At 68.4% G+C, this 11,568-nt stretch carries 12 protein-coding genes and 1 pseudogene; 8 read left to right on the top strand and 5 right to left on the bottom strand.

What is annotated here, in order from left to right; all coding sequences use genetic code 11:
- Position 1: 1 nt before the first annotated feature.
- From N536_RS0113485 to N536_RS0113450, 8 genes are read left to right on the top strand one after another with little or no spacing between them, the layout of a single operon-like run.
- On the top strand, positions 2-844 hold the full coding sequence (locus tag N536_RS0113485) for an N-acyl homoserine lactonase family protein (protein WP_155948571.1): 843 nt from the start codon (positions 2-4) through the stop codon (positions 842-844).
- Positions 844-2,148, top strand: coding sequence for an allantoinase AllB (gene allB, locus N536_RS0113480; RefSeq protein WP_029114085.1), 1,305 nt, complete (start codon positions 844-846; stop codon positions 2,146-2,148). The genes N536_RS0113485 and allB overlap by 1 nt, the downstream gene beginning before the upstream one ends.
- The gene (locus N536_RS0113475) at positions 2,145-2,900 is read left to right on the top strand and encodes an aspartate/glutamate racemase family protein (protein ID WP_029114084.1); all 756 of its coding nucleotides are present in this window, start codon (positions 2,145-2,147) and stop codon (positions 2,898-2,900) included. Before allB ends, N536_RS0113475 begins: the two co-directional genes overlap by 4 nt.
- On the top strand, positions 2,893-3,921 hold the full coding sequence (alc, locus tag N536_RS0113470) for an allantoicase (protein WP_029114083.1): 1,029 nt from the start codon (positions 2,893-2,895) through the stop codon (positions 3,919-3,921). Before N536_RS0113475 ends, alc begins: the two co-directional genes overlap by 8 nt.
- On the top strand, positions 3,918-4,457 hold the full coding sequence (locus tag N536_RS0113465) for a hypothetical protein (RefSeq protein WP_029114082.1): 540 nt from the start codon (positions 3,918-3,920) through the stop codon (positions 4,455-4,457). The genes alc and N536_RS0113465 overlap by 4 nt, the downstream gene beginning before the upstream one ends.
- Positions 4,454-5,491, top strand: coding sequence for an isopenicillin N synthase family oxygenase (locus N536_RS0113460; RefSeq protein WP_029114081.1), 1,038 nt, complete (start codon positions 4,454-4,456; stop codon positions 5,489-5,491). Before N536_RS0113465 ends, N536_RS0113460 begins: the two co-directional genes overlap by 4 nt.
- A 54-nt stretch (positions 5,492-5,545) precedes the next feature.
- Entirely contained in the window at positions 5,546-6,310 is a 765-nt protein-coding gene (locus N536_RS0113455) for a class I SAM-dependent methyltransferase (RefSeq protein WP_081809200.1), read from the top strand.
- A gap of 9 nt (positions 6,311-6,319) precedes the next feature.
- Complete coding sequence (locus N536_RS0113450; protein WP_029114079.1) at positions 6,320-6,787, top strand: NUDIX domain-containing protein; 468 nt, start codon at positions 6,320-6,322, stop codon at positions 6,785-6,787.
- A 52-nt stretch (positions 6,788-6,839) separates the two neighbouring features.
- Here N536_RS0113450 and N536_RS41495 read toward each other — a convergent pair.
- The 5 genes and pseudogenes from N536_RS41495 to N536_RS0113425 form a co-directional block, all read right to left on the bottom strand.
- Positions 6,840-7,223: pseudogene (locus tag N536_RS41495) on the bottom strand (nuclear transport factor 2 family protein); the annotation flags it as partial.
- Positions 7,220-8,056, bottom strand: coding sequence for an LLM class F420-dependent oxidoreductase (locus tag N536_RS0113440; protein ID WP_051574484.1), 837 nt, complete (start codon positions 8,054-8,056; stop codon positions 7,220-7,222). The gene N536_RS0113440 and the pseudogene N536_RS41495, both read right to left, overlap by 4 nt.
- A gap of 65 nt (positions 8,057-8,121) precedes the next feature.
- The gene (locus N536_RS0113435; RefSeq protein ID WP_029114076.1) at positions 8,122-9,525 is read right to left on the bottom strand and encodes a serine/threonine-protein kinase; all 1,404 of its coding nucleotides are present in this window, start codon (positions 9,523-9,525) and stop codon (positions 8,122-8,124) included.
- Positions 9,526-9,546: 21 nt separating this feature from the next.
- Positions 9,547-10,665 (bottom strand): PDR/VanB family oxidoreductase, encoded by a 1,119-nt coding sequence (locus N536_RS0113430; protein WP_029114075.1) that lies wholly within the window; start codon positions 10,663-10,665, stop codon positions 9,547-9,549.
- Positions 10,665-11,564 (bottom strand): metal-dependent hydrolase, encoded by a 900-nt coding sequence (locus N536_RS0113425; protein WP_029114074.1) that lies wholly within the window; start codon positions 11,562-11,564, stop codon positions 10,665-10,667. Before N536_RS0113425 ends, N536_RS0113430 begins: the two co-directional genes overlap by 1 nt.
- Between the last annotated feature and the right edge of the window lie 4 nt (positions 11,565-11,568).

Genomic DNA, 11,568 nt, shown 5'->3' with positions numbered 1-11,568 from the left:
CGTGGGCTTGGGAGTGGGCAAGGTCCGTCGGATCGTCCTGCTGACGCTCGGTTGGGAGGAGTTGCCGAAGTCGGTCTCGGTGTACGGCGCTCCACCCGAAGAGCGCATGCGGGAACCGGTTCCGGGTGTGCTGCTGCAGACCGACGGCGGTTGGGTGCTACTCGACACGGGCTTCAACACCGCGCTCATCCGGGACCCGGCGCTGTACCGGCGGTTCTTCCCGACCGTCGAGTACATCCCGGTTCTGCCGGGCCCAGGTGAACCGATCGAGGAGTCCCTGCACGACATCGGCATCGACGTCGACGACATCCATGCGGTCGCGGTCAGCCACCTGCACCACGACCACGCCGGCGGGCTGAAGCTGTTCGCAGGCAAGGTGCCGGTGCATGCGCAGCGTCGGGAGCTGGAGTATGGCCTGTCGAATCATCCAGAGCCAGAACGCCATGCGATCGTGCGGGTCGACTTCGACGATCCCCGGATCGACTGGCAGCTCGCCGACGGTGAGGCCGAGATCGCACCAGGCATCACGGCGGTGCCGACGTATGGACACACTCCGGGCCATCAGAGCTTCGTCGTCGAGTTGGACGACTCGGTGGGGGGCGACGGGTTCGTATTCGCCTTCGACGCCGCCGATCTGACGGAGAACATCGAACACGAGTTGGCGATCGGCGGATACATCGGCGTCGAGCCCGAGGAGACCATCGAGCCCATCCGTCGGTTGAAGCGGCTCGCCAGCGACAAGGGTTATCAGCTGATCCCGGGTCACGATCCGCACGTGTGGCCGGAACTGACGCAGCACTTCCACGACCGGTTCGGGCCGGTGCCGCCGGAGGACGCCGGTTGATGGACCTGGTTCTGCGTGCCGAGCGCACGCTGATCGACGGTGCGATCCGTCCCGCCGCCGTAGGAGTGGTGGACGGCGCCATCGCGGCGATCATGGCGATCGACGCGGACGCCGTGGCCGACCAGGAAGTCCGAGTGCCGTCGTCGGCGGTATTGCTTCCGGGATTCGTCGACACCCATGTCCACGTCAACGCGCCCGGCACCGACTGGGAGGGGTTCGCGACGGCGACGACGGCCGCCGCCGCAGGTGGCATCACCACGCTCGTAGACATGCCGCTCGACAGCGACCCGGTCACCACGACGGTCGCGGCGCTCGTGCTGAAGAAGGCTGCTGCCCAGGGCAATTGCGTCGTCGCGGTCGACTTCTGGGCGGGTGTCGTACCCGCCAACGTCGACGATCTCGACGGGTTGGCCGCGGCCGGTGTTCGTGGTTTCAAGTGCTTCCTGAGCGATTCGGGCAATCCGAACTTTCCTCATCTATCGGCCGCCGAGTTCCGCGACGCCGCAGCACATGTCGCCCGTCTGGGTGCGGTGCTGCTGGTGCACGCCGAACAGCACGACGTCATCGCCGACAGTCCGCAGCCTCTCGGACGGGGGTACCCGTCGTTCCTGGCGTCGCGACCCGACGCGGCAGAAGTAGAGGCCGTCGCCCTGGTGCTCGAGACCGCCCGCGAGACCGGCGCACGGATGCACGTCGTACACGTCTCGTCGGCCGGGGTCCTGCCGATGCTCGCCGAGGCGAAACGCACCCGACTGCCCGTGACGGCCGAAACCTGCCCGCACTACCTGACATTCGCCGCGGAGACCATTCCCGACGGCGGCACCGAATTCGCGGCGTGCCCGCCGATCCGCGGTGAGGACAACCGGCGCCGGCTGTGGGACGGGCTGCGTCAGGGAACCCTGGACATGGTGGTGTCCGACCATTCGCCGTGCGCGCCGGAGCTCAAGGCGGATGGCGACTTCGGGGTGGCCTTCGGCGGCATCAGTTCCCTGCAGCTGGGACCGGTGGCGGTGTGGACGCAAGCACGTGGGCTCGGCTTCGACCTGCCCGACCTGTCGCGATGGATGGCGGAGCACCCCGCGGCGTTGGCGGGGTACGGTGACCGCGGCCGGATCGCCGTCGGAATGCGGGCCGATCTGTGCGTGTTCGATCCCGACGCCCGCCACACGGTGCGTGCCGATGCGCTGTTTCATCGCCACGCGGTCACCCCGTATCAGGGCGCCGCGATGCGCGGCAGCGTGCTGCAGACCTGGTTGGCGGGACGCCGGGTATTCGACAGCGAGCAGGTGCGGCAGCCGGCGTGAAGATACTGATACTGAACCCCAACACGTCGGAGTCGATGACGGCCGAGATCGCCGGCGCGGCGCGCGTGGCCGCGGCGTCGGACACCGAGATCGTCGCGGCCAGACCGCGATTCGGGACGATCGCCATCGACTCGGCGGCCGAGAGTTACCTGTCGGCGGTGGGTGTGATGGACGTCGTGGCCACCATGGTCGCGGCGGGGGAGTTCGACTTCGACGCGGTGATCCTCGCCGGGTTCGGTGAGCACGGCAAGGACGCCCTGCAGGAGATGTTGTCGGTGCCGGTGCTCGACATCGCCGAATGCGCCGCGCACGTCGCGCATCTGATCGGCCGCCGCTTCTCGGTGATCACGACGCTGGCGCGTTCCATCCCAGCCATCGAGGACCGGTTGATGCTCGCCGGCCTGACCTCGCACTGCGCCTCGGTACGGGCGTGTGGTCTTGGCACCGCCGAGATCGACGCCGATCCCGCTGGAGCGGTTCAGGCGATCGTCGACGAGGCGGCCCGTGCGGTCGCCGAGGATGGTGCCGACGTGATCTGCCTCGGCTGTGCCGGCATGGCCGGTGTGACGGAGGCCATCTCGGCCAAACTGGGTATGCCCGCCGTGGAAGGCGTCGGCGCTGCCGTGGCACTGGCCCAGGCGCTGGTCGGCCTCGGACTGACCACCAGCAAGGTCGGGGCGCTGGCAGATGGGCCGCCGAACCCCCGCTCGTACTGGCCGATCTCGAGTGCACTGGGGCTGGGCGATGAGTGAGCCGCTGCTGCCGGGTGTGGATCTGGCAGTCCGGACGCTTGGCGGCAGTGTGCTTGCCGCCAGCGACGAATCGTTCGGATTCAAGGAGCGCCTCGTCGACCCGGCCGAACCCGCGTTCGCGCCCGGGACCTACGACCAGCGGGGCGAAGTGGTCGACGGCTGGGAGACCCGCAGACACGCCGGGCCCGACGGCGACTGGGCGATCGTGCGGCTGGGAGTCCCGGGAAGGTTGCGCGCCGTCGACGTCGACACCCGCTTCTTCACTGGGAACCATCCCACGGCATGCCGGATCGACGCATGCGTGCTGAGCGTTCTGGACGACCCCACCGACGCCGGGGTCGCGTGGCAGACCGTCGTGGAAACGACTGTGCTGAAACCAGACTCGCACAACCTGCTGGGCGTCGATGATCCGCGCCGGTTCACTCACGTGCGACTGATGCTGGAGTCGGACGGCGGCGTGGCCCGGTTACGGGTCTACGGCGACGTCGTCCCGGATCCGGACTCATGGGCCGACGTCACGGTCGAGGTGTCCGGCGTGGAACAGGGCGGCCGGGTGGACTGGTCCAGCGACAACTTCTACTCCAACGCGTGCGTCCTGATCTCGCCGGATCGCCCGCGCAACATGGGCGACGGTTGGGAGACCCGGCGCCGCCGCGACGTCGGACCGGACAGCCACGACGCGGTGATGATCTCCTTCGTCGGCGCCGCAGATCTTCTCCGACTGGAGATCGACACCACCTACTTCGTCTTCAACGCCAGCCTCGAGGTCTCGGTGGCGGGCAGCAGGCACCGGCCCGACGGCGAACATGGTTGGGGTTTGGTGGCGTTCGACGTTCCCGTGCTGCCGAGAACGCGGCTGGCGCCCGACGCCCGGCAGGTGTTCGCGGTGAACGCCACCGGTATCACCGCGCTGCGGTTGCAGGCCTACCCCGACGGCGGCATTGCGCGGCTGCGCGCCTTCGGCACGCCCACCGTCGACGGTTTGGCGGCGGCGCGGTCGCGATGGGAGGAATCGGCGTGAGCGGGAATACCGTGAATATGTCCCGGTGCGCGGGTCTGTGGCGCCGGACGCTGCTGATCGAGGCGGACGGCTCACACGTCACCGGCGGTGACGTGCGCTGGTTGCAGGGTGACTCGTCCTACATCGACTCCCGCGGTTTCGGTGGTCGCCTGCATCAGACCGGAAACGTCTTCGAATGGCATCGGATGGTGGATCTGGAGCCGCCGGGACCGTTCCCCGATGCTGGCGAAATGCATTGGGAGGGTGGGACGCTCGTCGAGACGGGCGTGCACGCCGATTACGTCGAGCACTGGGTGCGCGACGACGCTCCGTCGGAACCGCGCTGGGCGCTGACGCTGCGCTCCGAGGACGACGGCGACGCGCTGCTCCTGCGGGTCGGCCCGGTGTTCGGCTGGGCGTGCACGACCGCGGTGGCAGTGGCCGCGTTCGATGGCCAGGACTGGGAAGCCCTCGCGCCCAAGCTCATCGATGACGAAGTCCGTGTCAACGGCGCACGGTGGGCGATAGTGCAGAGTGAAGGAGACGTGGAACTGTGACGGGTACGAGCCCTTTCACCTCGATTCCCATCGTGGACATCACCGGGTTGCGATCCCCGGATCGTGCCGAACGCGAGCGGGTGGCCGCCGACATCGGCAAGGCGGCGCGCGACGTCGGCTTCCTCTACGTCAGCGGCACCGGCATCGACGAAGCGTTGTTCACTCGGCTCCTCGCGGCCACGAAGTCGTTCTTCGCGCTGCCGGTCGAAGAGAAGATGCGCAGTTACATCGGGCTGTCGACCTGTCACCGCGGATACGTTCCGGTCGGCGAGGAGGGCGTCGAGACCGGCACCCCCGACCTCAAGGAGGCGTTCGACACCGCACTCGACCTGCCCGCCGACGACCCCGACCACCTCGCGGGCAATCCGATGCTCGGCCCGAACGTCTGGCCCGAGCTGGACGGCTTCGCCGAGGCCGTCACGGCGTACTACGAGGCAGTCATGGATCTCGGCCATCAGCTGCTGTGGGCGTTCGCTGTGGCGCTCGGCGAAGATCCCGACACGTTCACCCGGCACGCCACGAAGACGCCGAGCCAACTGCGGCTGGTGCACTACCCGTACAACCCGGACGCCGAGGACGTGTTGGGCATCGGCGCGCACACCGATTACGAGTGCTTCACGCTGCTCAAACCCACAGCCCCGGGTCTCGAGGTGCTCAACGAAGCCGGCGAGTGGGTCGACGTTCCGCCCGTGCCGGGCACATTCGTGGTCAACATTGGCGACATGCTGGAGTTGTGGACCAACGGCGCATACGTCGCGACCAGTCACCGGGTCAGAAAGGTGCGCGAGGAGCGGTATTCGTTCCCGCTGTTCTTCAACGTCGACTACCACACCGAGGTGAAGCCGTTGCCGCAGTTCATGACCGGCGACGGCGCGGCGAGGCCGGCCTTGCGGGCGGGGGAGCACCTGTTCGCGCAGACCGCGCAGACGTTCGGCTACCTGCGGACACGCATCGAGCGCGGTGAGTTGGTACTGCCGGACGGCTCGGTGGGAATGAACTCGTTCGGGCAACAGGCGCTGCAAGGCCTCGCCTAACGCGATTCGCACGCCCCACTGGGTAGCCTGCATGCAATGACGTCACGCGGGGGCCTGCACAGGGAACGACGGCGGGCGGAGTCGTTCGGTGCTGCGGCAAGCGCCTACGACCAACACCGTCCCCGCTACCCGGTGCAGCTGATCGACGACCTCGTCGCGCCGGGTGTGGAGCGGGCGCTCGACGTTGGAGCCGGCACCGGCATTTCGTCGCGCCAGCTGGCCGACCGCGGCGTCGACGTGCTGGCGATCGAACCCGATCCGCGGATGGCGAAGATGGCCGTCGAGAAGGGGATTGGCACCCGGGTCACGAAGTTCGAGGACTGGGACGCCGGCGATCAGACATTCGACCTCGTCCTGTTCGCGCAGTCGTTCCATTGGGTGGACTCCCGCGTCGCGCTGCCGAAGGTGCGACGACTTCTGACCCGCCGTGGCCGTCTGGCGCTCGCGTGGAACCGGTTGTTTCCGACCAACCCGTCGCGCGGTGAGTTCGCCAGGATCTATCGCGACTACATGGACCCCGAGTCGCCCCTGGTTACCGCTACGCCGCCGGCGCCCGCGGGTCCACGGCTGGACGTCGGTGGCCTCGACGACGCGCTCGAGGCGGCGGGATTCACCGTCGGGCAGCGCAGCTACCGCCGGGAGACGCATTACGAGCGCGAACAGTGGCTCGACCTCGTCTTCACCTACTCCACTCACCTCGTGTTGCCCGCGGACACTGCCCGCGAGTTGCGGTCCAGGCTTGGCGAACTCATCGGTGCGGGCGGCGTCACGGTCATGGGCGACACCTTGCTGGTCACCGCTCGACCGCGCACGACTTAAGCTTGCGGCGTGCCGAAACGCAGCGCGGGTCTCCTGCTCTACCGGGTCACCGACGGCGTCGTCGAAGTACTGATCTGCCATCCCGGCGGACCGTTCTGGGCGCGCAAGGACGACGGCGCGTGGTCGATTCCGAAGGGCGAGTACACCGATGGCGAGGACCCGTGGACCGTCGCGCAACGCGAGTTCCGCGAGGAGATCGGGTTCGACGTGCCGGCCGGGTCGCCCGTCGAGTTCGCGGCGATCAAGCAACCCGGGGGGAAGATCGTCACGGCGTTCGCCGTCCGCGGCGACCTCGACGTCACCGAGGCGACGAGTAACACGTTCGAACTGGAATGGCCGAGGGGATCCGGGAAGATCAGGGAGTTTCCCGAGGTGGACCGGGTCGCATGGCTCTCCGTGGCTGAGGCTCGGTCGAAACTGCTGACGGGTCAGCGTCCCCTGCTCGACCAGCTGGCCGAGCAGCTCGCAGACGCCTGACCGGACGCGTCTCGATGGCGTTGATGGTCAACGCCCGGCCGTAGATGCGCCACCCCAACGACGTCCGCACGTACTCGTCGTCATAGCGAAGGTGCCAGATCAGATCCGTGACCTCGTCCTTGCGGCGCGTCCAGTGGTGCGCGATCGCCGTGATGCGGCCGAGCGCGTAGCCCGACTCCGGTCCGGCCGCATACACCTCGCCGACGATGGCGTGCTCGGTGCGCTCGACGGCCAGCGCGTTCATTGCGGCGCGGACGCCGTCGTGACCCCGCAGAACCCGCACCGGCTCCAGCGTGTGCGGCGGGTCAGGCAGCCGCAATTCGGCTGTCTCGGAGAACAATTCGACGACATCACTGAACCGGCGATCGTCGACGGCCGCCGCGTAGAGATGCACCAGATCGGCCACCGCCAGGCGGTCCGCAATGCTCAGCGTCATCGTTGCCCTTCCCGGTTCGGACTCAATTCAAGCCGTAGTGCGCACTCCGACAACGCATCACAGGCCTCGCCGATGTCCGCGGTCGGTGGCATCGCCAATACCACCCGGTCTGCCCCCAACTCCGCCAGCCGGCCCGCGCGCTCACCGTCGATCTTGGTGACCAGGTGGCCGAGGGTCAGCTCCAACGCATCGGGATCGCGCTGCGCCCGCTCGGCCTCCTCGCGCATCACCGTGACGAGACCGGCCAACTCGGTGCCGCCGACCCCCAGCGGTTGCAGACCGTCGCCGAGCCGTCCCGCGCGGCGCGCGGCGGCCACGGAGTGTCCACCGATGTGGATCGGAATGCGTCCCACCGGCTTGGGATGGCTAGCCGCATGGGCGAATTGAAAGAACTCACCGGAGAAGTCGGCACCGTCTGGATGGTCGGCCCACAGCAGCCGCAGCACTTCGATCTGCTCGTCGGCGCGTCGTCCGCGGCTCTCGAACGGGGCCCCACACGCCTCGATCTCCTCCCGCAACCAGCCCATGCCGACGGCCAGGCGCACCCGCCCGGCCGACAACGCATCAAGCGTGGCGACGCGTTTGGCCAGGACCACCGGATGGTGATTCGGCAGCACCAGCACGCCGGTGGCGAGCCCCAGCGTCGTCGTGCGGGCGGCCAGGAAGGCGAGCAGGTCCAGCGGGTCGGGCACCGGGCAGTCGGCGGCGATCTCGACGCGGCCCGACTGGTCGTAGGGATAGACGCTGGAGTACTGCGTCATGAGCACCGTGTGTTCGACGGCCACGATGGATTCGAAGCCACACGCCTCGACGTGCCGGGCGAACGTCGTCATCCAGACGGGATCGGCGGTCACGCCCTCGGCGACGGGGGCGATCACGGCGAACCGCGTGTCCGCCGTCACGGGAACCCATTGCTTCGGCGGATGTCCTCGCGGCACTGCCGACGGGTCTGGCCGGTCTGCTGCATGCACACCCGGACCGGCGACTCCTCCGCGATGGGCAGCGGTTCGTCGGTCGGCTCGGTCGTCACGGTCGGGCTCGCCACGTCGCCCTGAGTCAGCGACCAGATGGAGGCGCCGGTGTTCTGCAGTGTCGAGCAATAGGCGGTGGCCCCCGCGGCGGTGGTGCCGGTGCTGCCGAGTGGTGAGCAGTTGGCGCCGATCACCACCGTGGGCGCCGTGGTGGCGGTCGTCGGGGTGGTCGTCGTCGCCGACGGGGACGGCGGCGGCTCTGGGGGCGGCGGCAACGGAACGACGTGCGACGTGGTCGACGTGCTCGACACCGCAGTGGCAGGAGGCGCGGCCCGTTCGTCGTCGGCGCGGTTCAACTCCAGCAGTGCGAAGCCGATCGCGGCGACCAACAGGATGACCAGGACGGCGGGGACGAGGACACCCGGCCTGACCCACGAGCGTCCGGCCTGGGACACGGCGGCCGGAGACAGTCGGGTGGCGTCGGGACGGTCGTCGCCGAGCCGGTGGCCGAGCGCCCTCGCGAAGTCGCTGCAGCGCTCGTAGCGGTCCGCCGGCCTCTTCGCCAGGGCCTTGGCCAACACCGGGTCGAGCGCGGACAGGTCGGGGCGTCGATCGCCGATGGCGGGTGGTGACGCGGACAGATGCTGACTGATGACGACGGCGGGATTGCTGTGCTGGAACGGCGGCGCGCCCGTCAGGAGATGAAAGGCGGTGGCCGCCAACGCATATTGGTCGGCGCGGCCGTCCAGCTCGTCACCCATCAGCTGCTCGGGCGCGGCGTATGACACCGTGCCCACGGTCATGTTCGTCGCGGTCAGACCGCTCGGGTCATCGGCCCACCGGGCGATCCCGAAGTCGGCCAACAGGATTCGTTGATCGGGTGACTGTGGATTGGCCAGCAGGACGTTGGCAGGCTTGACGTCGCGGTGCAGCAGATTGCGTTGGTGCGCGTAGTCCAGGGCATCGGCGACCGCGGTGATGATCTCGGCGACGTCGGCCACCGGCATGCCGTCTGGGTAGCGGTCGTGGAGGAGTCGACCGGCGTCGGTGCCGTCGACGTAGTCCATCGATATCCACAGTTGGCCGTCGAACTCGCCACGGTCGTGGACGCCGACGATGTGTGGGTGCCACAGCGTGGCCGCGATGTCGGCCTCCCGGTGGAAGCGCTCGCGGTATTCACCGTCCGCGGACACCTCGGGCCGCAGGACCTTCAGCGCGTCCTGGCGGGGGAGACGGGGATGACGGGCGAGGTACACCTCGCCCATGCCGCCCGAGCCGAGTCGCCGAACGATGGTGTAGCCCGCAAAGGTCGCTCCATCGGCCAACGGCATGGCGGAATAGTAGACCGCGAGTCAGAGGTCGAGCGTCAGGTCGGCGTCTCCCGCCGCGCGCGACACGCAGATCAGCATCATCCCGGCGTCGCGTTCGGGGCCGGTGAGCAGCGTGTCGCGGTGGTCGACGGCGCCGGCGAGCACCTGGGTGCGGCAGGTGCCGCAGAAGCCTTGCTGGCACGAGTACGCAGCGTGCACGCCGGCCCGGTTCAGCGCACCGAGCAGCGTCTCGTCGGCAGCGACCCGCACCGAGGTGCCCGTCGACGGACAAGTGACGGTGAACTCGCGACCGTCCACGACGGGCGCCGCGGCGAACCGCTCGAAGTGCAGTTCCACGTCGTCGCGGCCGATTAGCTCGGTCCGCACCGCGGTAAGCAGCGGCGCGGGACCACAGGCGTAGACCGTCGTGCCGTCGGGGCAGTCGCCGAGAAGGTCTGCGGCCGAAGGCAGCCCGCTGACGTCGTCGGTGCGGATCTCGATGCGGTGGCCGAACGCCGATACCTCGTCGAGGAATGGCAGGCTTTCGCGGCTGCGGCCGGTGTACACCATCGACCAGTCCACGCCGAGCTGCTCGGCGCGGGCCAGCATCGGCAGGATCGGCGTGATGCCGATGCCTCCGGCGATGAAGCGCAGCCGGTCGGTGGGCGACCCGTACCCCGGCACCGTCAAGGGAAACGCGTTACGCGGCCCACCGGTGCCGACGGCCGAGCCGACCGTGAGTACGTCGTGCACCTCGAGCGAGCCGCCGCCGCCACCGGGTATGCGGCGCACCGCGATTCGGTACGAGTTGCCGTCAGCGGGATTACCGCACAGCGAGTACTGACGGACGCGGCCGCTGGGCAGGTGCAGGTCGATGTGGGCGCCGGGATGCCACCGGGGCAACGGCTTACCGTCCGACGGCAAGAGCGTCAGCGCGATTACATCCTGGTCGTGTGCGACGACTTGCCTTTCAGCGACGGTCAATTCGATCGTCCGGTCCGGTTCTGCAGGCGGCGCCATCCTCCTGATCGCACCCGAGATGGCCCACAATCCGCTCAGCGCGGCGTCGGCCAGACTCAATGACACATCGTGACGCAACCGACCCGAGGCGCTGGGGGGCGCCTGGCGGTACCGGTCGACGGACCGCCGGATCAACCCCATCAAAGATGCGCGGCGCGTGCGGCGGGAGAGCTGGCCAGGTACGCGACCGCCTGTGCCGTCGAACCCATCTGCTCCGGCGAGAAACCCGGCCGGAAGTACATGGCCGTGTTGGAGCCAAACAGCTTGCGGTACTTGGGAAGCAGCCCCAACTTGGAGTCGCGCATGCGCATCCGCTGCATCCGCCACCAGCCGATGTTCGCATGGGGATCCGACTTGACGAGGTACCACGTCACCCGCTGGAAGAACACGAAGATCATCACCACCGACATCATCATGGCGCGGATGCGGTCGACGTAGCTGTCGTGGAAGTAGACGGCGACGTCATGGGCGACGTTGCGGTGTTCGACCTCTTCGCTGCCGTGCCAGCGGAACAGATCGACCATCGCCGGGTCGGCCCGATGGTCGTCCCACGTGCAGTTGAGCGCGAAGTCACCGAGCACGGCGGTGTAGTGCTCGATCGCCGCGATGAGCCACAGCCGGTCACACAGGTGATTGAGTCGGCGCTTCGGGTCGGCGGACGACGACGGCGCGAGCATCTTCTCGAAGACGTACTCGACCTGGTCGAGCATGGGCTTGGGGTCGACGCCGTTGCCCACGATGTACTCGTGCAGCACCTGCTCGTGGACGTCGGCGTGGGTGGCCTCCTGGCCGATGAAGCCGCGCATGTCCTCGGCGAGCCTGGGATCCTTCACCAGCGGCAGCGCCTCGTCGTACGTCGCGACGAACCAACGCTCGGCGGCAGGCAGGACGATGTTGAGCAGGCTGATCACGTTCGACGCGACGGGATGGTCGGGAATCCAGTGCAGTGGCGTGCCGGACACGTCGAAATGCACCTTCCGAGCCTGGATCTGCACCGGGCCGGGGTCCACTTCTCGGTCGAAACGATGGGGTCGCAGCATGTCA

Origin of the sequence: Mycobacterium sp. URHB0044, from assembly GCF_000620625.1 — a bacterium.
Taxonomy (GTDB): domain Bacteria; phylum Actinomycetota; class Actinomycetes; order Mycobacteriales; family Mycobacteriaceae; genus Mycobacterium.
Note: the sequence above shows the minus strand (reverse complement) of the source record. Positions and strands in the feature narration are given on the sequence as shown.